This window comes from Methanosarcina mazei S-6 (assembly GCF_000970205.1).
Lineage (GTDB): Archaea > Halobacteriota > Methanosarcinia > Methanosarcinales > Methanosarcinaceae > Methanosarcina > Methanosarcina mazei.
The window spans coordinates 1,346,997-1,372,966 of record NZ_CP009512.1 but is presented as its reverse complement, the minus strand read 5'-3'; the positions used below and the strand labels follow the sequence as shown (position 1 = coordinate 1,372,966).

The 25,970-nt window shown below is 43.3% G+C and carries 10 protein-coding genes, 1 tRNA gene, 3 rRNA genes and 1 pseudogene; 6 read left to right on the top strand and 9 right to left on the bottom strand.

The window, feature by feature from the left end; genetic code table 11:
- Positions 1 to 945 precede the first annotated feature (945 nt).
- Both MSMAS_RS06040 and MSMAS_RS06035 read left to right on the top strand, forming a co-directional pair.
- Positions 946 to 2,394, top strand: a complete 1,449-nt coding sequence (locus tag MSMAS_RS06040; RefSeq protein ID WP_048038681.1) for a saccharopine dehydrogenase C-terminal domain-containing protein — start codon at positions 946 to 948, stop codon at positions 2,392 to 2,394.
- Positions 2,395 to 3,195: 801 nt separating this feature from the next.
- Positions 3,196 to 4,287: a cation diffusion facilitator family transporter gene (locus MSMAS_RS06035; protein WP_048046361.1), complete on the top strand. Its 1,092-nt coding sequence runs from the start codon at positions 3,196 to 3,198 to the stop codon at positions 4,285 to 4,287.
- A 203-nt stretch (positions 4,288 to 4,490) separates the two neighbouring features.
- Here the strand turns inward: MSMAS_RS06035 and MSMAS_RS06030 are convergent, their stop codons facing one another.
- The 4 genes and pseudogenes from MSMAS_RS06030 to MSMAS_RS06010 all read right to left on the bottom strand — a co-directional run bounded on the left by MSMAS_RS06030 (position 4,491) and on the right by MSMAS_RS06010 (position 13,605).
- Entirely contained in the window at positions 4,491 to 8,363 is a 3,873-nt protein-coding gene (locus MSMAS_RS06030) for a PAS domain S-box protein (protein WP_048046360.1), read from the bottom strand.
- A gap of 50 nt (positions 8,364 to 8,413) precedes the next feature.
- Positions 8,414 to 10,702, bottom strand: a complete 2,289-nt coding sequence (locus MSMAS_RS06025; protein WP_011032123.1) for a PAS domain-containing sensor histidine kinase — start codon at positions 10,700 to 10,702, stop codon at positions 8,414 to 8,416.
- Between the two features lie 10 nt (positions 10,703 to 10,712).
- Positions 10,713 to 11,809 (bottom strand): annotated as a pseudogene (locus MSMAS_RS18095) (IS630 family transposase).
- Between the two features lie 35 nt (positions 11,810 to 11,844).
- A complete protein-coding gene (locus MSMAS_RS06010) occupies positions 11,845 to 13,605 on the bottom strand; it encodes a PocR ligand-binding domain-containing protein (protein WP_011032126.1) in 1,761 nt (586 codons plus the stop codon).
- 514 nt (positions 13,606 to 14,119) lie between these two features.
- Between MSMAS_RS06010 and MSMAS_RS18675 the strand changes: the two genes are divergently transcribed.
- Positions 14,120 to 14,317 carry an alpha/beta hydrolase gene (locus MSMAS_RS18675; RefSeq protein WP_155395342.1) on the top strand — a complete coding sequence of 66 codons (198 nt, stop codon included), beginning with the start codon at positions 14,120 to 14,122 and terminating at the stop codon, positions 14,315 to 14,317.
- A 295-nt stretch (positions 14,318 to 14,612) separates the two neighbouring features.
- Here the strand turns inward: MSMAS_RS18675 and MSMAS_RS18090 are convergent.
- A protein-coding gene (locus tag MSMAS_RS18090) for an IS630-like element ISMma17 family transposase (RefSeq protein WP_076611966.1) occupies positions 14,613 to 15,624 on the bottom strand; the annotation gives its coding sequence in 2 pieces (ribosomal slippage) (positions 14,613 to 15,141 and positions 15,140 to 15,624; 1,014 coding nt in all).
- Positions 15,625 to 16,200: 576 nt separating this feature from the next.
- Between MSMAS_RS18090 and cbiZ the strand changes: the two genes are divergently transcribed.
- Positions 16,201 to 16,803: an adenosylcobinamide amidohydrolase gene (cbiZ, locus tag MSMAS_RS05990; RefSeq protein WP_011032127.1), complete on the top strand. Its 603-nt coding sequence runs from the start codon at positions 16,201 to 16,203 to the stop codon at positions 16,801 to 16,803.
- A gap of 655 nt (positions 16,804 to 17,458) precedes the next feature.
- Here cbiZ and rrf read toward each other — a convergent pair.
- From rrf to MSMAS_RS05970, 4 genes are all read right to left on the bottom strand, one after another.
- Positions 17,459 to 17,580 (bottom strand): 5S ribosomal RNA (rrf, locus tag MSMAS_RS05985).
- 79 nt (positions 17,581 to 17,659) lie between these two features.
- Positions 17,660 to 20,566 (bottom strand): 23S ribosomal RNA (locus MSMAS_RS05980).
- Between the two features lie 115 nt (positions 20,567 to 20,681).
- Positions 20,682 to 20,754, bottom strand: a tRNA-Ala gene (locus MSMAS_RS05975).
- Positions 20,755 to 20,837: 83 nt separating this feature from the next.
- Positions 20,838 to 22,312 (bottom strand): 16S ribosomal RNA (locus MSMAS_RS05970).
- The 16S, 23S and 5S rRNA genes sit together here with 1 tRNA gene alongside, the layout of an rRNA operon.
- Before the next feature lie 1,222 nt (positions 22,313 to 23,534).
- Between MSMAS_RS05970 and mtaC the strand changes: the two genes are divergently transcribed.
- Together mtaC and mtaB are read left to right on the top strand one after the other, a co-directional pair.
- Positions 23,535 to 24,317: a methanol--corrinoid protein MtaC gene (mtaC, locus tag MSMAS_RS05960; RefSeq protein ID WP_011032128.1), complete on the top strand. Its 783-nt coding sequence runs from the start codon at positions 23,535 to 23,537 to the stop codon at positions 24,315 to 24,317.
- A 13-nt stretch (positions 24,318 to 24,330) separates the two neighbouring features.
- Positions 24,331 to 25,719: a methanol--corrinoid protein co-methyltransferase MtaB gene (mtaB, locus tag MSMAS_RS05955; protein ID WP_011032129.1), complete on the top strand. Its 1,389-nt coding sequence runs from the start codon at positions 24,331 to 24,333 to the stop codon at positions 25,717 to 25,719.
- The last annotated feature ends 251 nt before the right edge of the window (positions 25,720 to 25,970 follow it).

Here is a 25,970-nt window from a genome sequence, read left to right as displayed (position 1 = left end):
GGAATAATCACAACTTATGCGGTTGGAATGAAAATAAGTTTTTAGTACTCAGGTTAATTCAACAACGTAAATCCTATTGCATACGTGTGTCATATGTCGATTTACCTAAATTATACGGGATCAATTTTCGAGTAATCATCGATTAGTGGGGTAAAAATGATTTTTTGAAACAAAAGTAGTTGAGACTATTCAGAGAACACCTGATATAAAGAGCGTAAGGTTTGAGAAACCTCAGGGATTCCATTACCTTGCATTCAGACGGAAAACCCAAACATAAAAGTAATTGAAACAATTACTAAACCCGGATCAGACTGGAAGGGTGTGTCAGAGAGAGTCAATGCAGAAATGGTCAAAAGATTTATACCAGATTTTATAGAGCGCACTTTCTATACAAGTGGCCCTCAGAAGATGGTAGACGCAATCGTCTCTCTTTCAAGGGAAGTGGGAATTCCGGAGAAAAGGATAAAGCAAGAATATTTTCCGGTTATGATTAATTTACGAGCAAAATTCACAAAAAGAAGTAGAACTTACAAATGATCAAACGGCGGTCGAAAAGGAAGAGAAAAGATATGAGAAAAAGGGTCCAGAATTAGGCTGAATAAAAAATATTTCCTTTTCCATGAATCTCACTACCTATTAACCGCTACCAGGCTCGTGCTTTTGCCGTCTCAAACCTGTTTTGTTAAGAATACTTCTTAATCAGCTGCCTATATCCCGGGATGCAGCCCTGAACGGTTTGTAAAGCTCTTTCTGAACTGAAATAAAAAAAGTTTTGACTAAATGTGTCACGATCCATGGCAAAGATTACCCGGATTTTTTTAGTGAGATGTAAGTAGATTATCTTTATCCCATGAACCTCCACCAGAGTTTGGAGAAATCAGGTAGCATTATTGAGAGAAGTTAATATGAGAAAAGTTATATTCATGTCTCACGTTTACGAATCCTATGAAAAAAAGATTTTCCAATAAAGTCCTGATTATTGGTTATGGTTCAGTTTCACAGTGCACCCTGCCCCTTTTACTGGATAAGCTCGATATCCCGCTTGAAAACATCACCTTAATTGATTTTGAAGACAAGTCAAAAGCCCTGAAAAAGTATACTAATCAGGGATTAACGTTTGTCCGTGAAAAGATTACCCCGGAAAATCTGGATCAGGTTCTGTCACAAAATATGGAAAATGAAGGAATGATCATTGATCTTTCGTGGAATATCGATGCCAATGAAATCGTTAAGTGGTGCCATGATCATGAGGTACTGTACGTTAATACTTCGGTTGAAGTATGGGACCCTGCTGAGAAATTTCTGACTCAAAGTTTATTGGAAAAATCTCTTTATTTACGGCAAATGAGACTGCAGGAACTTTCCCGCGACTGGAAAGATGCTCCGACTGCTGTTGTTGACCATGGAGCAAATCCGGGCCTGATAACTCACTTCGTAAAGCAGGGCTTGCTGGATATTGCCGCCCGCACCTGTGAAGACAAAAAAGTATCACCCGAAGACGAACAGGAAATTGCCCTCCTTGCAAAAAACAGGGACTTTGCCCGCCTGGCCCGGAAGCTGGGAATCAGGGTGATCCACTGCAGCGAAAGGGATACTCAAATTGCCAGCCGGCCAAAGGAAGTTAATGAATTTGTAGGAACATGGAGCATTGAAGGATTAAGAGAAGAAGGAACTGCTCCGGTTGAAATAGCCTGGGGCACCCATGAGAGCAAATTGCCTCCCCTCGCACATATACCTCCTTACGGACCGAAAAATGTAATTCTCCTTCCTCAGATGGGCGTTAATGCATGGGTCAGGTCGTGGATACCTGACGAAGAAATTGTAGGTATGGCTATCCGTCACGGAGAATCATATGGCCTTTCAAAACTGCTAACTGTCTGGGAAGGTGAAAAAGCGGTATATCGCCCCACAGTACATTATGCTTACATGCCCTCTCATGATACCCTTTCCTCTCTTTGCGAATTGCGTGGCAGGAATTATGAGCTTCAACCCAGGCTCAGGATCATGACAAATGAAATCGTATCTGGCGAAGATATAATGGGAGCACTCCTGATGGGTCACTCTTATAATTCCTGGTGGACCGGGAGTGCGTTGAGCATTGAAGAGGCAAGGTCCCTCGCTCCCGGCCAGAATGCTACAACTCTTCAGGTAGCTGCAGGCATTGTTGCTGCCATACTATGGATGCTTGAAAACCCGCGGGAAGGCGTTAAAACACCTGAAGACCTGCCCCATGATTTTGTCCTGGATATTGCCAGACCGTACCTCGGGAAATTTATTTCGACACCTTCGGACTGGACACCACTCAAAAACCGCAAAATATTTTTCAAAGAAAGCCCCGCCGTGAAGCACGACCCGGACCCATGGCAATTTGAGAATTTTATTTTCGTAGGTTAATCCGGAGTGAGATATTCCAGGTAAACCCTTTCCAGAGCAGACTAATCAGAGCAGACTGATATCTGGCCCTGGAGGGATCTTACCTGATTTCTGCGTTAAAATTGCATTTCTCATTATCTTTTTTCGGCTTTTGCTGTTATTCAACTTTCGAGCCTCAGTTTTTATCCTGAACTCAATTTTTATCCTGAACTCAATTTCTATTAGAGACTCGGTCTTAAAAGCCCCGGTTTTAAGAGACCCGATTTTATAGGGACGCGGCTTTTATTTTGAGTCCTTAACTCACTAAAAACTGAATTCATAGTTCAGAGCATCTAATTGTTATTACATAGAATTTTCATCACATATGAAGATATAAAATAAATTAGAGCATTCCCGGATCTCAGTTTGTTATTGTTTGTTCAAAAGCATCATTCTTTTAAATATAAGTATTTTTATATAGGACAAATTAGAAAGAAAAGCTTTATCAATTAATTATACAACTAAGGACAGATAAAGCAATTTTCATTCGACTAAGTATTCCCATATAGGACATATAAGAAAAAATGTATATTAATTATTTAAAAAATAAAGAGATATAACCCACGGTCATTAAAAAAATATCGTAAGTAGAGGATGCGGATATAACGAAAACAAAAGAAAAAAACAGATTAGATTGCTTTAGCTTCAACAAACCTTCTTTTAAACGCTTAACAGATACTGAAAATTAAATCTTCTTCTATGAATTTCAGATGAGCATATAATAGTCAATAGAGTATCCGATAAAAAAATTGTTTTAAAAAATCTTATTGATCTGGAGTAATCATGTCAGAAAAGCATTCCAATTATCATTCACACGGGAAGAAGGAAAGTTCCGAACAGTCACATAAGAGTTATGAGCACGCCTGTACTCATTCCAGAACTCACTCCCACATGCACAGTCATACTCACGGAGCTGTAGATCCTTCAATAACTGCTACCAGCAGAGGGCTCTGGGCTGTCAAATGGTCTTTCATAGGGCTTATGGTCACAGCCGTCCTGCAGATTTTCATCGTGTATGTCTCGGGAAGTGTTGCCCTGCTCGCCGATACCATCCATAACTTCGGAGACGCATCAACAGCAATCCCCCTTGCAATAGCTTTTTCCCTCGCAAAAAGGAAGCCGAGCAAAAGCTTTTCTTACGGATACGGCAGGGTAGAAGATCTTGCAGGTGTAATCATTGTTTTTCTGATCCTTTTCAGCGCAGCAGTTGCAGGCTATGAGTCCGTAACCCGCTTTTTAAATCCCCAGCCCGTAGATCATTTGGAAGCTGTAGCTCTTGCAGCAATCATAGGCTGTATCGGAAACGAAGTTGTTGCCGAATTCCGCATGAAAGTTGGAAAAGAAATCGGGAGTGCAGCCCTTGTCGCAGATGGATATCATGCCAGGGTGGACGGCTTTACCAGCCTTGCTGTCCTGTTAGGGGCAATCGGTGTGTGGTCAGGATTTCCGGTCCTTGACCCTCTTATAGGCATGCTGATAACAATAACCATTCTCAAAATAGTTCTTGATTCCAGTAAACTCGTATTTACTCGCCTGCTTGACGGCGTTGAGCCTGAAATTATCGACAGGGTAAAAAATATTGCTGAAAGCGTTGAAGGTGTCTGTGAAGTAACAGACCTCAGGGTGCGCTGGATAGGGCACAGGCTCCATGCAGAGATCAAGGCATCCGTTTCCTCTTCACTTTCCGTTGAAGAGGGGCACGAAATTGCCAGCGCAGTGGAAAAAAAGCTTCTGGAGAATTTTTCCTATCTTTCCGACACCACTATCCGCGTAGACCCCCTGAAAGCCTCAGGGGAATGCTGTCACAGCGGGACCGAAAATCCAGATATGCAACATGGAAAACAAACACACGTTGTAAATGTCTATCCTCAATGAGTCCAGATAGTTGGTTTCATCAAACCTTTATAGGATTTCCACAACTGAACTGAAAAAAGGGCTTTATATTTCTTTTTAGGGATCATTGCTTAAGTATATCATATTCTACAAGGACAAAGACACGAATTCCATTCATATAAATGGATTCAGAGTCCAGTTTGTAGGGATTAGTGTGTTTGAATAATCCCTCGCACCAAACTTTTTTATCCGTTTTTTTGTGATTTTAAGCCTGCATGAGCCGGATTATCTTTTTCTATTACTTTAAATTTGATGGTAAATTCCGTACCCTGCTCCCGCTTAAGTTGGAGTTCTCCATCAAGCTGGTCAACAAGGATATTTACTAACTGAAGGCCAAGTGACTCGACGCATTTTAATTCCATGTCATCAGGAAGCCCTTTCCCGTCGTCCGAGACTGTCAGGCTAAAAAGAGACATGCCCATCTCACTATTCTTCTCTTCCCTGCAGAGTTTGATTCGGATTTTCCCTTCTTCGTCTTCGTTAAATGCATGCTTGAGGGAATTTGAAACTAACTCATTAACAATTATTCCTAACGGGACAGCAGTATCCATATCAAAGAAAGTGTCTTCTTCCAGGTCCATGCTCAGACTGATATTTTTACTGCTAAGGTTGTATGTCTTGAAAAGGTTTTCAGCTAACTTTTTAAAGTATGCAGAAAAGTCCAGTGTATCGGTCCCTTCTCCTTTATAGAGTTCCTCATGGATGAGGGACATTGAGATTACCCTGTTCTGGCCTTCCCTGAAAGACTCTATAACATTTTCGTCCTCGAACTTTTCAGCCTGGAGATCCAGCAGGGAAGAGATTATCTGCAAATTGTTCTTGATTCTGTGATGAATCTCTTTTATCCGGGCTTTATCCATCCTTTCCAGAGCTTCTTCAGCCTTTTTACGTTTGGTAATATCAGTGAGCATGCTCACCGTACCCATAAACTTGCCATCTTTATCAAAAATGGATTTAGCATTTATGAGTGCCCATAAGGATGAGCCATCCTTACATATTAATTTCAATTCGTAACTCCCATTGATACCCTGCCGTCTCTTTTCCAGACTCTGTTTGAGGATAGTCTTACTTTCTTCATCGGCAAAGTCCCATACCGGTCTGCCAAGACCTTCTTCCAGAGTGTATCCGAGCATATCCGCCATTTTCTTATTAGCGTAAGTGATTATGGCTTCATCGTCTATTATGAGTATACCTTCGTTTGCTGTCTCTACAATGTTGCGGTACTTTTCCTCAATTTCCCGAAGTTTTTCTTCTACTCTTTTTCTTTCGGTTATATCTCTGGCAATGACTGAGACAGCAGTCAGCTTTCCAGAGGCGTCAAAAACCGGAGAAAGAGTTAATGAAACATTTATTATTGTGCCGTCTTTTCTTAACCGTGAAGTCTCATAATTATTGATTCTTTCTCCCTTTATAACCCTGTCAGTTAATTTTTTTGTTTCTTCACTTAAATGGGGTAGAGTCAGGATGGACTCAGTCTTTCCAAGAATTTCTTCCGCTGAATAACCATAAACCTGCTCTGCTCCTTTATTCCAGCTTGTAATAACGCCCTCAAGGGATATAGTGCCAATAGCATCACTTGATGATTCCACGATATTCGCTAAGTTTCGAATTTTCTCTTCTGATTTTTTACGCTCAGTAATATCCTGGACTATTCCCTTCGCTCGAACAGGAACATCATTCTCATCAAAAATGACTTCGCTCTCCGCATGGACGTTGCGTTCTTCCCCGTTAGCCAGTAAAACCCTGTAATCAATGCCAGATGGCTTTTCGTTTAAACCTTTCTTGATAGCACTATCCACAAAATCTCGATCATCGGGATGTATATAATTTAAAAGTTCATGGTAAGTTGCGCCTGATTCTTGAGGATTACGTCCAAAAATCTGATATAACTCATCAGACCAGAATACTTCACCAGTTACAAGATCCAAATCCCAATTTCCAATGTGAGCCATCTTTTGAGCTTCAGCAAGACCTTTTTCACTTTCTTTCAAGGAGGTATAAGCTTTCTCAAGCTCCGCTGTACGTTCTTTAACCAGTTTATCTAAATTGTCATATGCTTTTTTTAGAGCTTCTTCTGCTTTTTTGCGCTCGGTGATGTCACGGGCAGCCGCAAAAACACCAATAACCTCTCCATTCTCGTCTCTATAGACTGAAGCATTGTACAAAACAGGGGTTATGTGTCCATCCTTATGCTGAATCTCAAGGGGATAATCCCGAACTTCACCATCTGTAAATACCTGCTTATAGCCTGCACGAGCATTCTCAGGCTCAGTAAAGTAATCTGAAAAATCAGTTTTAATCAAATCATTTCTGGAATATCCGGTAACCTGTTCTGTAGCACAATTCACATCCGTAATTTTACCATCACGCCCAATGGTTACTAAAGGATCCAAACTGGATTCGATAAGGCTACGATTATAAATATTTGATAACCTGAGAGCTTCTTCCGCCTTTTTCCTCTGCAGAGCCTGCACCACCGCCGGCGCGATAGCTTCGAGATCCTCCTGCTGCTCAGAGCTGTAGCCCCCTTCACGATTTGCAACCGCGATCAAGCCAATCGTTTTCCCGTCCTGGACAAGCGGTACGCCAAGAAACGATGTGAGCGGCGGATGACCATATGGAATCCCGATACTGTCGGGATGTGATGGCGGATCGCTGGTAAAGAAGCCTTTCTCATTGATAATGACACTGCCGTACAGGCCATGGACAGCAAAAAAGCTCGGAGGACGGCGATGTCCGGTCTTGTCGTACATGAAGCACCGTTCCCATCCCAGATCGCTTTTTGCAACATCATGGAGAAGGCCGTCGGTACCCATTTCATTAATGAAACCAAACTCGCTGCCGGTCACTTCCAGGGCTACAGATAGACATGCATTTCCCACTTCTTCTTCTGTTTTTGCCTGCACTACATTGCTGAAGATCCGGTTGATTCCCTTAAGGATACGATTGTATCTGCGTATCCTGTGTTCTTCCTGCTTGCGTTCAGTTATATCATCAAACAGGGTGTATACCTGGAAGGGCCTGTCTTCTCCAGTCCGGAAAATGGGCACAGCATTAATGTTGATCCAGCGATAGAAGTTCTCCCGGGGATTGTAAACTCCCATCACCACGCCCTGCACTTTCTGCCCTGTTCGCAGGGACACCATAGCTGGATGCTCGAGTCCCGGGAACATAGAGCCGTCCTCCCGGATAGTAAGATACTCTTCACCCACAGAAGAGCTACCCAGGAACTCAGCTGGAGTTTTACCAAGAATTCTCTCAGCTGCGGGATTCATGGAGATTATCTTACCGCTTGCATCCTGGTAGACCACACCTTGAAGCATAGTCTCATGTAAAAGTCGATAATGTTGCTCCGACCGGAGAAGATCCTCTTCTGTCTGCTTGTGCCTGGTGATGTCGCTAAAGACCGCAATGAAACGATTACTTCCCATCGGGCTTGCAAATACTTCGAACCATCTGTCAAGAGAAGCGTTGTATTCTTCGAAGTGCATTCCCATACCTGTGCGAACAACCTCTCCGTAGCGATCCAGCCATCTCTGCTCAACGATGGGGAATATCTCTTTGAAACCCCGACCGATAACCTGTTCTCGCCTGAGACCTGAATGCTTCTCATACGCGAGATTAACATCAAGAATTATATTATCAATTGACCGACCGTTTTCATCAAAGACGATCTCGCCAATCTGTACCGCCTGTTCAATCAAATTGAAGAGATCCTGATATTTCTCTTTGCTCTCCAGAGGCTTTTCTTCAAACTCTTTCTGACCACTTATATCGAATCCAGAAATGTTTACGCACTCCTGCATGGATAAGGGGTGAAAAACAATCAGATATACGCTTTTTCCCACTTTAACTTCGATTTTTTCCGGGTTATTCCGAGAAATTACCCTTTGCGCAATATATCCGATACTTGAAGGCAATTTTTCTCCGACTCTAACGCCCCACTCATGCAACAAGGGCTCCCCAGCCTCATTTGAGTAAAGAACAGTCCCATCCATTCCAACACTGAGCACAGGATTAGAGATATTTGTCGGAAATTGCTTCATTTTTGTGTCCATATTCCCCTCTGGCTCCCTCTCTTAGGCAGCAATATGCCTAACTTATTCTTTTATACTGCTGGATGTGACGCCTGATTACTTTTTTCTCTTACTGAAAACTTAATAATAAATTCAGCTCCGTTATTCCTATTAAGTTCAAGTTCCCCATCTAACTGATGAACAAGGGCGGTTATCAGCTGTATGCCAAGACTACCAGCAACTTCAATTTTGAGATTTTCAGGAATGCCTATACCATTGTCTGAAACAGCCAGAATAAAACTGGTGACCTTATTACATTCCTTTTTGTGCTTTCCATTTTTTTCTCTGCGGAGTTCGATTCGGACTTCTCCACTGTCTCTGCCCGGAAATGCATGTTTGAGGGAATTGGAAACGAGTTCATTGATAATTATTCCCAGCGGGACAGCAACATCCATATTAAATAACGCATTTTCTTCCAGATCCATATTCAGATGGATGTTTTTGCTACTAAGGCTATAAGTCTGGAAAAGATTTTCAGCTAACTCTTTTATGTAAGTTGAAAAGTTAAGAGTATCGGTATTTTCCCCTTTATAAAGTTCTTCGTGGATGAGAGCCATAGATATAACCCGGTTCTGGCTTTCTCTGAAAGCCTCAATAACTGTCGGATTATCGAACTTATCAGCCTGAAGGTCAAGTAGTGAGGAAATTACCTGCAAATTATTCTTAATCCGATGGTGGATTTCCTTTTTACGGGCAGTCTCAATATTTTTCAGGGCTTCTTCTGTTTCTTTACGCTCTGTAATATCCTGAATTATTCCTTTGATCCGGATAGGGTTGTTTTTTCCATCAAAAATGACCTCAGATTGCATATGGACTGCACGCTCTTCCCCATTAGCCAAGACGATTCTATATTCAATACTGTGAATTCTTCCTTTTACAGCTTTCTTAAGGACGCTATCCAAATAGTCTCGATCTTCCGGATGTACGTAATTTAAAAATTCGTTATAAGGCGGTGCTGATTCTCTAGAGTCGCATCTGAAGATACGATACATTTCCTCAGACCAATATGCTTTACCAGTTACAATGTCCCATTCCCAGTTTCCAATATGAGCCATTCTTTGAGCTTCAGCGAGGCCTTTTTCACTCTCTTTCAATGAAATATAAGCCTTTTCAAGCTCTGATGTACGTTCTTCAACTAATTTTTCCAGATTATAATGTACTTTATTTAGATCTTCCTCTGCCTGCTTTTGCTTAGTGACATCTATTTGAACGCCATCCCATATCTTTCGGCCGTCGTGAAGCCGGCGAGGACGGGAGTGAAGTCGCATCCACTTCTCCTGGCCATCTGGCAGCCGCATAGGTACTTCCATATCAAAATCCGACAACTCTCTCGCACTAAGCGCCTCTGCTTCAAAGACCCGTTCTAAATATTCCGGCGGAACTTGCCTGTACAGTGTGCTGGGGTCACGCAGCACATCCTGGACATTGATGCCGTTGAGCCGTTCGATGCCTGTGCTGAAGTACAGAAACCGGACACTGCCGTCGGGCTCATGGATATACTGATAAACTGCACTGTTCGGTAAGTTGTCGCCCAGGAGACGCAGACGCTCCTCACTTTCACGAAGTGCCTCTTCGGCCCGTTTGCGCTCGGTGATATCGCTGGCGGCACCAAACCATTCAACGATTTCGCCGTTAGCATTCAGCATAGGAACCGCACGCGAGAAGATCCATCCAAGGCTGCCGTCTGCTAGCCGGACCCGATGTTCCAGCTGGTAAGTGCTCTTTGTACTTATAGCTTCATTGACGACGGCTGTCACACGAGGCTGATCTTCCGGAGGAACATATTCCTGAAGCCATGAACTGCTTGGGATTTCCGTATCTGCAAGAAAACCTCGACCATAGAGCTGGCGCATCTCGCTCCAATCAGGACTCACACGATATACCACTTCTGAACTGGCCGTTACAAGAGCACGAAAACGCTCCTCACTCTTCCGCAGCGCCTCTTCAGCCCGTTTGCGTTCGGTAATGTCATGGTAAGTGCAGATTATCCTGTATATATGGCCATTTTCTTTCATGACCGGTTCGGCGCTTATCAGCATCCAGGTGAGTTCGTTTTCCTCGGGATTCCGCACGGCTACGAGCTGGTCTTTCACGGGCTTACCGGTTCTCACAGCCTTTCTAACGGGATGGTCATCGACATGCAGTAGTTTACCATCCTCTCCATAGACTTCCCATCTGCTCCATTCCTGACTATTAATATTTAGAATGTCGAGCTCGCTATCCAGGCCAAAAATCTGCATAAATGATGGGTTTACCACTGCGAACCTGCCAGTCTCATCAATAAGCGCAACTCCAGATTTTACATTCTGGACTAGTGTCATGACCATTTAATTATTTCACATAATACTTTGACATTTTCTCATCTGCATTCTTCCTTGTAAACTTCCATTCAATTTTCCTTTTGTGTTCATTCCTTCTCTTTGTCCATGAATCCACTTCATTTTTAAGCGTCTCGATGTTCCCGATCCTTCTTCCTGTACATTCGATATCCATGACATTGATCTCGATTTCAGCAGCATTGAGCCAGCTTGCATGTTTTGGCGTGTAATGGAACTCTATCTTGTCCAGAATCTTCTTTGCTTCCTCTTCTGAGAATGCTTCGTAGAATGACTTCTCTTTATGGATATTGAGATTATCCGTAACCAGTCTGATGACTTCTGCTTCAGAATATTTTTCTGTGACAAGAATCTTCATGAATTGTGCAAAATCCTTCATTGTTCTTCTTTTGGTTACCTGAGTTACCCTTTTTCCTGCTTTGAACTCTACCGCCATGAATATGTTTGCTGTTCCGTTCCTGACATACTCATAATCATATTTTTCTGAGCTTCCAAGCTTCATAGGAATGCTCATTCTTTTATCCCTGAGCAGTTGCTTAGGCTTCTCGTCAAGACAGATAAGAGGTTTTTTAGGATCATAATCCTCTTCATACAGACTAAGAATGTCATACATCCTGTCTCTATATTCAGTATCGATAGTCTGAATACACCACATCCTTCTTAACCAAGGTTTAGTTTTGCTTTTTTCAAAATAAGCCGAACACTCTCTTTACCTATAGTTTCAAATCCTTCTTTTTTCCTAAGTTCTTCAGTAAGCAGGGATAGCGACCATCTCTTGCTTCCATCAGGGGAACTGCTGCAGGCTAAAGCGATTACTTCTGCAACATGTTTTTCAGTGTATTTTATAGGTTGACCAGATCTTGATTTGTCAAAAAGAGCATTGGGGATACCTTCATCAAGGTATCTTTTCCGTATATTCAAGGTGGTACTCCTGGAAATACCTAATATTTTCACGATTTCAGTGATTTCTGTTTGCTGGTTTGATAGAAGGAGAATACGGGCTCGAGTTAGTTCTCTTGCGCTTTTACGTCCTTTTCTCACAAAATCCTGAAGGAAATTTACCTCATTATCTGCAAGTTGAATCTGTAGCATGAAGGTATAAAAGGATTCAACGTTTATAATGATGACTAATAATTAAATGGTTGAGACACTAGTCCCCGAAACTGATCCTCACTACAGCGAAGCGTTTCCAGCGCCTTCTTACGTTCGGTGATATCGCGTGCAGCAGCAAAAACACCAATAACCTCGCTATTCTCGTCTGTATAAACTGAAGCATTGTACAGAACAGGAGTTATCTGCCCATCTTTATGTTGAATCTCCAGAGAATAATCCCTAACTTCACCATCCATGAATACCTGCTGATAGCCTGCACGGGCTTTCTCGGGCTCAGTAAAGTAATCTGAAAAATCAGTACCGATTAAATCATTTCTGGAATATCCGGTAACCTTTTCTGCAGCATTATTTACATCAGTAATTTTGCCATCAGGCCCGATGGTTACAAGAGGGTCCAGGCTGGCTTCAATCAGGCTGCGGTTATAGAGATTTGACAGTCTTAGAGCTTCTTCTGTCTTTTTGCGTTCGGTAATATCTATGAATGCAGAAATAGATCCACGTGGGTTACCCTGCTCGTCACACAGCGGTCTTGCATTGCCCAGAACATGTCGTATCTTGCCTTCCGAAGATACAATGTTTAGCTCGAAATCGTTTACCTCTCTACCTGCAGCTGCCACCTGTGATGGCATATCTTCAGGCTGCATCTCCACCCCGTCCTTGAATAACTTAAACATCTCGGGTCTCTCTCCTTCAGGAGCGGACTTGGAGAAGTTTGTACCCTCAGGAGCATGCACCCATTCATAGGAGAGGCGGTTGCCGGTTATCTGAAGAGCCTTGGGATCGTGTGCTATATAAACGGAGACAGGAACGGCATCCAATACTACTGCCAGCTCATCCGAGCGAGCCCGTTCACGTTTCTCGCTCTCTCTCAGCGCGTCTACCACAGCATCACGTTCCTCCAGTGATTGAGACAGCTTGATATTGCTGTAGCTCAGTTGTGAGATCATATTGGCAAAGGTCATGAAGAAAGCCATGCTTGTATCCACAGCTTCCCTGCTCAACCGCGGGACCTTTTCAAGCGCCTTTATGTATTCCTCCTCATTGAAGCCGTATTTTCTAGCCTGGGACCGAAAAAGATCGTAGTCAAGAGGCTCATTATCAAAAAGGAACTGCCCTGAGAAGATATTCCCTATATGCTGCCCTTCTACCATAATGGGAGTCACTACGTCCCACATATTGTTCTTGCACCTGTACAGCTTATATTCTCCCGGAGCAACGTCAGCAGTTAGATTTATGTCACTTTCTATGCAGTACTTGCAGGTTTCAGGATTAACCCTGTGAAATTTTGTGCAGATATCCTGCCATCCAACACTTACCAGAATATTGCCCTTAAGATCAAGCAGGGCCATGGGGATATGAGAAAGCCTATAAAAATCATTCATAAGGGACTGGATTGCTTTAGCGTCAATAATCTCGGCAAGTTCCAGGTTCACCTTTTCTTGAGTTTCACCTTCAAGAAGTTCTTCCTCAAGATTTTTATTGTCACTTATATCAAATCCGTAAATGTTTACGCATTCTTGTTCGGCCAAGAGGTGAAATACAACAAAGTACACTCTCTTGCCTATTTTAACTTCTATTTTTTCAATAGCTTCCCGGGAAATTGCCCTTTGAACAAAAATTTCGATATGTGGAGGTAATTTATCTCCTACTCTCACTCCCCACTCATGCAGTAAGGACTCACCTGCCTCATTTGAGTTAAAAACGACACCATCCTTTGCCACAGCCACACTGAGCACAGGATTTGAGTCTGTTGCTGGAGATTGCCCCGTTTTCACTTTTATTTCCCCCTTAAATCTCCATTACCTAGCCGATAAAACATCTGACCTTCAACAATCACCGAATAAATTATAGTTTTTTGATTTCCATACTCTTTTACTTTCTGTTATATAACAAGACATCATTTGTATTCAGTTGTATTGATAACTTTAAGACATTATATTATAGTATATTATATTATAATGCCATTTCCTTGATTTGTATTATTTGAATTTCTTTTTTATATTGCTAACAAATAATAAGTTAACATAATAAGATAAATTTAAACAAATATTGGCTAATACAAGCTGTATCAGTAACCCATCCATGAAGGAACGAATAGTGCCAAGTAACCGTATGTGCCGCCTGACCCTTGTCCAGACTGCATGAATAGAGCTATGGAAAAATTAAGGCATGAAGTATATGAGCAAATGTGGGTCCAAGCAAGTTTACAATTACAGGAACGCTCAAAGGCTACAAGCGAGAAGATCGCCTGAAAGAAATATCCTTCAGCCCTTTTCCCCTGCGGGCGTTATGATGAGGCTACCCCGTTTACAACTGAATACTATCATCATACTTCCGGTCTCTGAGATTGTTATCTTTGAGGATGCATCGCATCAACACCACCTTGAAAAAACAGATGAGTACCTTAAGGTCGTGCGTAATTTTATAGATAAAGCAGAGAAAAGACAGATGTTCACACCCCTTAAAACTCCAATCCCACTAAAATAAAAGTGCTTTTTAGGTTTTCCAAATCAATCAGGAATTCTATGCAGCAGGTATTCATATATCGGAAGAAGCCGGGATTTAGAGCAAAGGAAAAAGTAAAATGAGAGAAAAATAAGAAAATAAAAGAAAAGCCGAGATTTTCAAAAAGGGCTACAAATTACCAAACATTTAAGAATCAACTCAACCACAATCAGCCCCAGCGTTACAAAAAATAAAAGAATCAAAAGGTTGAGAATGATCGGGTCAATTCTTCTTAGAACTGCCCCCAGTTCATCCATGCCAATTACCATATATATAGTCACCATTTTAAATAATGCGACATCTTGTGCGTGAATACATGCTTCTCCCAAAACTCATCTAGTTCTTCCTTTAATACTTTAATATTCTTGAATGATTTTATTGACGTTAACTCTTCTCTTGTCGTTTTCCAACAATATTCTGTTGGGTTCCTATCTGGAGTAGCTGGAGGGAAAAGTAATATTTGCAACCAATATTTGTTATTTTGAAAGAATTCTCTTGCTTTTTTCGATTTATGCCATGTTGCTCTGTCCAGTAGAAGAAATATTTTTCTTCCTATGTCTTTTTTAAGCTTTATTAATGATTTTAAGAAAGAGTCTGTATTCTTTTTAATCCCTAAATCATACCAATAAAAGTCTCTGTTTTCAGTGTAGAATCCTCCAATATTGATTTTTGTTTTTGAACCACTTATAAATTTAATAGGCTTAGAGCCTTTTATTGCCCAACATTTTGATCTGTTTGAGTCTAAATAAAAACTACTCTCATCCTGAGTGACAAATAAATAGTCAGGATTTAAGAGTCTTTTTTTTGATTTCAGCAATAAATTCGTTTGTTAATGCCTGATTTCGTCTTTTTGATTGAGGTCTACATGTAATTCTACTAAATCCTAAATTTTTAATAATTTGTCTCATTCTTGATTTGGAATAAGATATTCCAAATTTCTCTCTGACAAATTGAATTGCATCCTTAGTTTGCCAACCACGAGAAAAGCCATCATCTGTTGGTATTGGCTCTGATAATGCTTTCTTTAACACAGAAAGTTGCTCTTCAGTTAAAAAAGACTTTACTCCTCGACCAGGTCTACATTTAAGGCTGGACAAACCTTCTTCTTCAGCTCTTTTCATCCAACGATGAACTGTTGAACGATGAACTGAGAAATCTTCTGCAACTTTAGCTGGACTCAAACCATTTTTAACTAACAGCAACGCTTGAAGTTTTAACTTCTCATTCTTGTCACAGGAACTACAGATAGCCGTGGCAACATCAGAAGTAGTAAACATTTCCAAACTCATAATTAAAATAATATAATTACTTCAATTATATAAATGTTGCATTATATAGAAGGGTCACTATAATTATGATAAATTGATATATCTAAGTTTCGTTTATTATTTTATTAGAAATATAATTAATATTTCTTTTCTAATTCTATAGTCTGTTTTAACAGTTGAGAAAGATGTCCTGGTTTTTCAGCTCTTCGCTTTTAAGATTAGCTCCTTGCCTTTGAGATTAGCTCCTTGCCTTTGAGATTAGCTCCTTGCCTTTGAGATTAGCTCTTCACTTTTAAGATTTTTCGGTTTTTTCAAATTATGAGTTTTTGACTTAACGAAGATGACATTTATCAGTTCATTATAATAATTATTTATAAAACTAAAAAAATTGAAAAGAAACTTTGACATCAGTAAGAATTACCGTACACTGCATAAAGAGTCTGAATGTAATGCTATACTTATCCGAGAGGACCGGAATACTTAATATAAAATCTCGTAACCTTATGTAACGAGTTTGGAAAATATTATCTCACAATATTATCTCGCAACTCGCCACCTATATGAAATATACATCCTCTTTAAAAACGGAGCCCTTACATGCAATATCACATAAAAGACCAGACACTCATTATAAAAGGTGATTTTGAAGCCGTAAGCACCGGATTAAACGGCGGCCGTGCGCGGGTAGAATACATTTTTAATAAACAGGTGCCAAGGACTTTTAATCCCCCAAGTCCTGAGGAGTTCATAAGAGAAGAAGCTCGAAAAGACGGAATAGAAACAGCCAGTCTCGGTCTTCTGACAGCAGTAAATATGGAATACCTCCAGGTCATTGAAGACGATTATATGACAGCTTTTATAACAGCTGGCGTAAGCAACTGCTCGGAATTCAGGGCAAAGGCAGGGACCATAAACATAATTCTGGTCTCAAAAGCAAGGCTATCAGAAACAGCTCTCTTCGGTGCAATCATCACAGCTACTGAAGCTAAAGGGCTTGCTCTTCTCGAAAAAGGATACAATTTTCTGGGCACCAATACGGATGCAGTTATTGTTGCATATGAGACCTGCTCAGACTCGGGCCCGAAAAGTAAGACAAATCAGGAAATCCCTTATGCAGGTTCAAGTACTGAGTTTGGAAAAAAGATTACAGAAGCAGTTATAAAAGGGATTAAGGCAGGGCTTGAGTTAAGAGGAGAATAAAACAAAACTGTTTTCGTATACAATATAAATGAATCTAATTTCCCACCACTTCTGCCCTATTTAATATACTGTGAGGTGCACGCTCTTTAGATCTGAAAACGCAGCACCGGAATTAAGAATGTAAGTTTAAGGAATGTGTCTCAGGCATATATCTTGATTTATCGACAAATATAGCTTAAAAGCTTGAGACTGCAAGTAGTAAACAATTACAATATTTGATAAACGAAGTTCTGAAAGACAGTAAATGATTAAAACAAGAATAAGATCAAAACAAAAAACCAGAAAAATCATTCAAAAAACAATACCAGAAAAATCAATTTCAAAAATCGGTTTTAAAATTAAAGTATTATAAGGTGAGCTTGGCAGCGATCCAGAGTTCCCGAAGGCTCGCACACCCGAATTGCGCCTCGGGATCGCAGGAAATCGTAGATTTTCTGGGAGTTGCGATGTAATCGCAACAGTACGCGTCCTTTTCGCTTCGCTCAAGAAGACTAATTTAAGATGAGTTAAGCTTTGCTCAAACAGATAAAAGATAAGATAAAAATGATTGGAAAAAACAGAGTTGAATAAAACTTAAAAACATATCAGAAAAACGTTCAGAAAAAACAATATCAGAAAAATCAATTCAAAAGAGTATTAAAGTATTATAAGGTGAGCTTGGCAGCGATCCAGAGTTCCCGAAGGCTCGCACACTTCAGTACAGTAAGGAACGCGGGCAGGCTTATCTTCTGTGTTCGGGATGGGTACAGGAGTTGCCCTGCCGCTATGGCCGCCAAACTCAACCTATAAAAAGGATATGGAAAAGATGGAGTCATGTATAGATGTGCTGCATACTGAATTTCGCCTGGACCTGAATTAGGGAAAGGAACGGATAGTTAGTGAACGCGGACTGAACACCTCGTTGCCTTGGTGCTTACATCCCGTTTCTATCAAACCGGTCTTCTACCGGAATCCTTAAAAAGGTCTCTTTTTAGGTCAGATTTCGAGCTTAGATGCATTCAGCTCTTATTCCTTAGCGCGTAGCTGCCCGGCGATGCCTTGTCAGACAACCGGTACACCAGTGGCGCCGCTGCTTGGTTCCTCTCGTACTAAAAGCAGCTTACCCGCAGACCTTGTGCACCTCTAGTAGATAGTAACCGACCTGTCTCACGACGGTCTAAACCCAGCTCACGATCTCCTTTAATAGGCGAACAACCTCACCCTTGGCCGATGCTGCACGGCCAGGATGGAAAGAACCGACATCGAGGTAGCAAGCTGCCGGGTCGATATGTACTCTTGCCGGCAACGACTCAATTATCCCCGGGGTAACTTTTCTGTCATTTTTGGCCCCCACCAAGGAGGCTCAAAAGTTCGCTAGAACCGACTTTCGTCTCGTCATCCACTGCTGTGCTGAATAACGTCAGGCTGACTTATGCTCTTGCACTCTTCAGTGAGTTTCCGACCCACTTGAGTCAACCATTGCGCGCCCTTGATATCTTTTCAAGGGCGTCCCGCCCCAGGCAAACTGCCCACCTATCGGGGTCCTCTTCGCAGAGTTAGGGTCGTAGTCCCAGAAGGGTAGTGTCCCAATTGTGGCTCCACGCATGCTGGCGCACACGCTTCGACGCCTCCTACCTACTCTGTACATCCAGAACCACAACCCAGCGACAGGCTGCAGTAAAGCTCCACGGGGTCTTCACTTCCCCCTAGAGGTCTCTAGACTGTGCACTAGAATGTAAGCTTCACCGGATTCCAGTTAGGGACAGTAGGGCTCTCATTGATCCATTCATGCAAGTCGCCAATTAAGCGACAAGGTACTACGCTACCTTAAGAGGGTCATAGTTACCCCCGCTGTTTACAGGCCCTTCTTCCCGTTGAACCGGGGTTTCAGGTACCTGCACTGAGCAGGATTCAGAGATTGTACTAGCCCTTACGGGTTTGCAATCTCCTATGTTGGTATTAGACAGTTAGAGCCCCCTGGTCACTGCGACCTGCTGTCTTCACAGCAGGCACTCCTTATCCCGAAGTTACGGAGCTAATTTGCCGAATTCCCTTAACTGAAGTACTCCGACACGCCTTAGCCTTTTCAGCTAGGGGCACCTGTGTCAGTTCTCGGTACGGACATTTAGCTGCCTTTTCACGGGTCCCTGGGTGCAGCCGACTTGAGCCATTACAGATTCGCCCGATTCTCGCCATTACGGCTCTCCACGGGTTTCGCTGCTTAGACGGCGCGACGACGCCGCTCGGCCTGCCCTGAGACGTCAGACTCAGTGCTAAATGGTACAGGAATATTAACCTGTTTCCCTTTTGGCGTACTCGAATTACGGTACGTCTTAGGACCGACTAACCCTCGGCTGACGAACATTGCCGAGGAAACCTGGCCCCTTCGGCGGCAGGGATTCTCACCCTGCTATGCTGCTACTATTACCAGGATTTTCGTTTGTGAACGGTCCACAGGACTTCACAGCCCTGCTTCAGCCCGAACACAACGCCTTCCTACGAGATTACCTTACGGTACTCCGTGGTATCGGTGGTCGACTTGAGCCCCGTCAATTTTCGGGGCCCCAAACCTCGACTGGTGAGCTGTTACGCACTCTTTGAAGGGTAGCTGCTTCTAAGCTAACCTTCCAGCTGTCTTGGGCTTGGGACGCCCTTTAGTGTTTACACTTAGTCGACACTTGGGGACCTTAACCACGGGCTGGGTTGTCTCCCTTACGGACTACAAGCTTACCCCAGCAGTCCGGACTCCGACTATCTTTGATGACAGTGGGTTTGGAGTTTGACAAGCGGGCGAGGGGTTTCCCCCCCGGAACCGCCAATCAGTGCTCTACTCCACCGACAATCTCCAGTCAGGTCATGCTGCGACATGTTTCGGAAGGAACCAGCGGATGCCGGGTTAGATTAGCATTTCACTACGAGACGCAGGTCACACGAATGATTTGCAGATCAATACCGCTTGCGGTCCTCCACGTAGCTTTCGCCACGCTTCAACCTGCCCACGCCTAGATCACCCGGCTTCGGGTCGTACCCCGATGACTCCACGCACTTGTATACGTCGTGCCTCACCCGTAAGGGTTGCGCACATGTTGCTTTCGCTTCGGCTGCCCAATTAAAAGGTTAGCCATTGCCATCAAGATACACTCCCTGGCCCGTTCTTCAAAACGTAAGATACGACACTGGCAGTGATATTCGTACAACACTCTCGCGAGTGGTTCCTTCATATCAAAGATCCTTTCATGCCGTATCGTTCCATCACTATCAGGTTTCAGGCACTTTGCACCTCCCTTCTCGGGGTACTTTTCAGCGTTCGGTCACCCTACTATTTCGCTATCGGTCTCAAGGAGTATTTAGTTTTGGAGGTTGGTGCCCCCCGGATTCCCGCACGATATCCGACGCACGGTACTCAGGGACATGTTCCCGTCTTCTGGCTTACACCTACGTGACTGTCACACTCTATGGTCTGCCGTTCCAGGCAAGTTTGGTTTTGCCGCGAGACTTTTGAACAGCCCTACAACACCACATTTCCCCGAAGGGATTCGGTTTGAACTGTGCCGGTTTCACTCGCCGTTACTTACGGCATCTCGTTTGATTTCTTTTCCAGCTCCTACTGAGATGTTTCAATTCGGAGCGTTCCCGATCATGACTGATCACTATGGAGAGGTCCCATTCGGAGATCCCGGGTTCATTGGATCCATGCACCTACCCCGGGCTTATCGCAGCTTGGCACGTCCTTCATCAGCTCTTGAGCCGAGCCATCCACCTGATAGCATAATTCCTATATACCTAACCAGGTCCAGTTAGCGTTCAATATACAGCACCTATACACGACTTCATGTGCCTGCGGTTCCGCGCAGGCTATCCATCCTTCCCCGAAAATTTACTTTCCGGGTGCACAAAAATGGACTTGCTGGGACTCGAACCCAGGGCCTCTGCCTTGCAAAGGCAGCGATCTTCCAGCTGATCTACAAGCCCGAGAGAGACAAGAGATCCAAATGGATCTCAGGTTTGAGGATTTGTTCGGTTTATCGGCATCTGGGTGATATTGTTTTATGCTTAGGAGGTGATCCAGCCGCAGATTCCCCTACGGCTACCTTGTTACGACTTAACCCCCCTTGCAAAGCACAGGTTCGAACACGGCACGAAGTCCGTGCCCTCACCCATACCTCACTCGGGTGGTTTGACGGGCGGTGTGTGCAAGGAGCAGGGACGTATTCACCGCGCTATATTGAAACGCGATTACTACGGATTCCAGCTTCACGAGGGCGAGTTACAGCCCTCGATCCGAACTACGAATGGGTTTGTGAGATTACCAGCCCTTTTCAGGGGAGGGACCCATTGTCCCATCCATTGTAGCCCGCGTGTAGCCCGGGAGATTCGGGGCATACTGACCTACCGTGGCCCGCACCTTCCTCCGATTTAACATCGGCGGTCCCCACAGAGTACCCATCGTCCCGGAGGACATGCTGGTAACAGTGGGCACGGGTCTCGCTCGTTGCCTGACTTAACAGGATGCTTCACAGTACGAACTGGCGACGGCCATGCACCTCCTCTCAGCGATTCAGGCAAAGTCTTCAGCTTGGCCTACATATTGCTGTCGCCCCCGGTGAGTTGTCCGGCGTTGAGTCCAATTAAACCGCAGGCTCCACCCGTTGTTGTGCTCCCCCGCCAATTCCTTTAAGTTTCAGCCTTGCGGCCGTACTTCCCAGGTGGCTCGCTTCACGGCTTCCCTGCGGCACCAGACACGGTCGCGCCATGCCTGACACCTAGCGAGCATCGTTTACGGCTGGGACTACCCGGGTATCTAATCCGGTTCGTGCCCCCAGCTTTCGTCCCTCACCGTCGAACCCGTTCTGGTAAGACGCCTTCGCCACAGGTGGTCCCACAGGGATTACAAGATTTCACTCCTACCCCTGTAGTACCTCTTACCTCTCCCGGTTCCAAGTCTGGCAGTATCCCCCGAAAGCCTAATAGTTGAGCTATCAGATTTCCCGGAGGACTGACCAAACCGGCTACGGACCCTTTAGACCCAATAATCACGATCACCACTCGGGCCGCCGGTGTTACCGCGGCGGCTGGCACCGGTCTTGCCCGGCCCTTGCTAACGGATGTATTTTACACATCCGGACAGCCAGCATATGATGCTGGCACTCGGTGTCCCCTTATCACGGTTTCCCGCATTGTAAAGTTTTCGCGCCTGCTGCGCCCCGTAGGGCCTGGATTCATGTCTCAGAATCCATCTCCGGGCTCTTGCTCTCACAACCCGTACCCGTCGCTGGCTAGTAGGTACATTACACCCACTACTACCTGATAGGCCGCAGACCCATCCTTGGGCAGACGAATCCTTTTGACGCATAAAGCATTCCAGCAAATATGCGTTATCCGGAATTATCCCCAGTTTCCCGGGGTTATGCCGGTCCCAAGGGCAGGTTATCCACGTGTTACTGAGCAGTACGCCATGTATTGCTACATATGACTCGCATGGCTTAGGCGAACACCGATAGCAGTAACCTCTGGCAGGATCAACCAGAATTGTTAATGTATCGCACACTTCAAAATTAAAGGTCTTGGTCGCAGAAACTTGCACTAACAACTATCAATTCAGTTAGTTCATGTCGCGATAAATGTAGTATAACAAATATCACCCAGAATTAACCGAACCGACAAATCCTCGTCAGTCAGGAAATAACTCCTGACTCCATTAAAAGATGAAATTGAATTTGATTTTCAACCCACACATTTGACCTGTGTGAGGGATACATACAAGACGTTTCTTGTATATAAAGCTTTGTATTGTCAGGTTCACAACATTATGGATGTGAAGAACCCATACAAGACATTTCTTTGAAATAAAGCTTCTTATGACTTTCACACATTTGAGCTGTGTGAAGGATACATAAAAGACAGCTTTTGTATATAAAGCTTTTCCCACCTCGCAGCTTTTTAAAGCAGTCCCATGCAAAGAATTTTGCCTGAACCTGCAAAGACAGCGCATTTCCGATTAGTGAAATCGGAAGAAGGCGAGACTTGCACATTAACTGTACAAGAGGAATATACAAGACAGTTCTTGTATATAAAGCTTTTTGCTTACCATGCACTTGCATACAGATTTTATTGAAAAAAATGATAATCCAACAAATCCATAAGCGCATGCCGCCTGATCTCTCCTGATCAGGGAATCTCCTAAACGCAGTTCTTGTATAAATACTTTTTGCTTGATTATACAAAGCTGCCAGTATAAAAGGAAATGAAAATTGCTTTTGAAAATAAAGGCATCAGAAGAAGGATGAGACAGTGTATAAAGAAATATAAAGTATTCTGGATATTCGTTAATAATTTCTTTTCATAACTAATATCTTTTCAAATATCTTTTCAAACATCTTCGACTATGATTACCACTATTTTCACACTAAAAACATGAAGTCCTGTACCTGTTGTAAAAAAATACAGCCTTATAGGCTGGAAAAAAACAGTATCGTTAAGGACTGAAATTACTTATTTTCAGTCTTAGAACCTTAGACTTGCTCAGTGAATTTTATATATATAGAATCACAATTAAATTAAGGGGAGTTGTAAGTCCCTTTAAGAAATTGGGAAGATTCTGGGAATTAATACCTGATTAGATCATATTTAGGTATCCTTATCAAAAAATGGGGAATTAGAGGGTATCTCGGTATTTTATAGGTCTTACCAGGAACTTTTTTAGCCCGACCTTTACCCCTACTTAAACCAGGGATTGCTCCTCAAGAGCTTAAATGGAGGTTAAATATTTGATAGAAATAGATCCCAGTATGATTCTGGTGCGTTATAATGTAAAAATGGAAAAGCAAATGACACCAGAAGACGCTGCAGAAGAACTTTACCCAAAAGATGAATTAATTTATCCGATAGCAAAGGCCATTTTTGAAGGCGAAGAAGATGACGTTGTAGAAGGACTGGAAAAGGCCATTAGCTCTGGAAAGGACCCAATCTCCCTAATAGATGACGCATTGATGGTTGGTATGGGGGTAGTCACCAGACTTTACGATGAAGGAATTATTTTCCTGCCAAACGTTATGATGTCTGCTGACGCTATGCTGGAAGGTATCGACCATGTTAAGCAGAAGGCAGGAAAGGCACCCACAGTAAAAGGAAAAGTAGTATGCCATGTTGCAGAAGGTGACGTCCATGATATCGGAAAGAATATTGTGGCTGCACTACTGAGAGCAGCTGGCTATGACGTTGTAGACCTTGGAAGAGATGTTCCTGTAGATGAGGTCATCGCAACTGTTGAAAAAGAAAATCCCATGATGCTAACAGGTACTGCTCTGATGACCACGACCATGTATGCATTCAAGGAAGTTAATGATAAGCTTATGGAGAAAGGCTACAGGATCCCATTTGCATGTGGTGGAGGTGCTGTGAATCAGGATTTCGTGTCCCAGTATGAGCTTGGGGTTTATGGTGAAGAAGCAGCCGATGCCGCTAAAATAGCCGATTTCATCAAGGCAAATGGGGACAACGTTGTGAAACTAAGGGAGAAATTCCATAGACACTGAGGAGGTGGAGTAGATGGCAGTAAACAGATGTACTAAAATGTCTTATGCAAGCGCAGATGAAATGATCTTTGGAAAAGCCGTCAAGCCCGTCAAAGCAGGGCTCGGGCTCGAGATCGGGGCCGGCTACACAACTCCTGAAGTAAACTACGCTCCCAGGCCTGAAGCAGGTGCATCCAAAGAGAAGCTCATAAAAGAATATGAAAGGATCACTACCGACATCATGGCAAGGATGGTCCAGATCGGTGCTCCAGCTGTTGTTCTGGAAACCGAACATGTCCAGCAGATGTCCAACAATCCCGAATGGGGTGCAGCCGTTGCACATGCACAGAAGACCATCATGGAAGACTACCATGATGAATACGGCATAAAGTGTGCTCTCCGTCACACCATTGGTGATATTCGTGAGAGCAGGGACTTCCTCGAGCTCAGAGGGGGAGACAAGTACAACACCTTCCTGGAAGCCTTTGAGCAGTGTGCAAAGAGTGGCGCAGACATGCTTTCTGTAGAATCAATGGGTGGAAAAGAAATCTTTGACTATGCCATTCTCAGGAACGACATGGCCGGCATACTTTTCGGTATAGGCGTTCTGGGCAGCATGGATATGGAAATGATCTGGAAAGACATTTCTGACATTGCAAAGAAGACAGGAACTATTTCCGCTGGTGACACAGACTGTGCCCAGGCAAACACCGCAATGTTCATTGCAGGCGGTCTCCTTGACAAGAACCTTGCCCATACAATCGCAATAATTGCCAGGACCATATCAGCAGCGAGATCTCTCGTGGCATACGAAGCAGGTGCAACCGGCCCTGGAAAAGACTGCGGTTATGAAAACACAATTGTCAAAGCAATTGCAGGAGTTCCGATTGCTCAGGAAGGTAAGACCTCGACCTGTGCCCACTCTGACCTGATGGGTAACATCGTTATGCAGTGCTGTGACCTATGGTCCAATGAATCTGTCGAATACCATGGTGAATTCGGCGGTACCACAGTTCAGTGCTGGTCAGAGACCCTTGCATATGACTGTTCCATGATGAACGTCGCTCTCCAGTCGGGCAACGAGAAAGTACTGAGAGACATACTCGTGGCTTCCGATATGTACAGAGACGCGCAGGGCTATGTCCTCGCATATCCGCATGCCTACAGGGTAGGAGAGGCAATTGTCAGGAACGGAGACGACATCTACCTCCGTGCAAAGAATGCCGCTCTCGAAACCATCAAAATCATCGAAGAAGGAGCAAAAGGTAAGCTCGAACTCTCAAGGTTCGAAACAACTGCACTTGCAAACGCAAAGACATCTTTTGAAGCTCTTACTGACGATGCTGACAAGTTCATGAGCGACTGCCTTACAAAATATAAACAGGAAGTCAAAGTCTTCAAACCAGAGAACTACGGCCTCTAAAGGCTGTAACTCTTTTTTCTTTTTTATTCCGAAAACCTGTTAAGATATTCTACAGCGGTTTTCTTCAGTATAATTTACGAATTTTTCATTCATGACTGGATTTATTCAGTATATTTTCAAGCTTTTTACAGTACTGGGTTTTTCATTCAGAACACTTTGTTATCCTTGTAATGCTGTCAAAAACAGAAGGAAAATAATAACAATATGAATAATAATAAAAGAGATAATAAAAGGAGAAGAAATAATAAAAA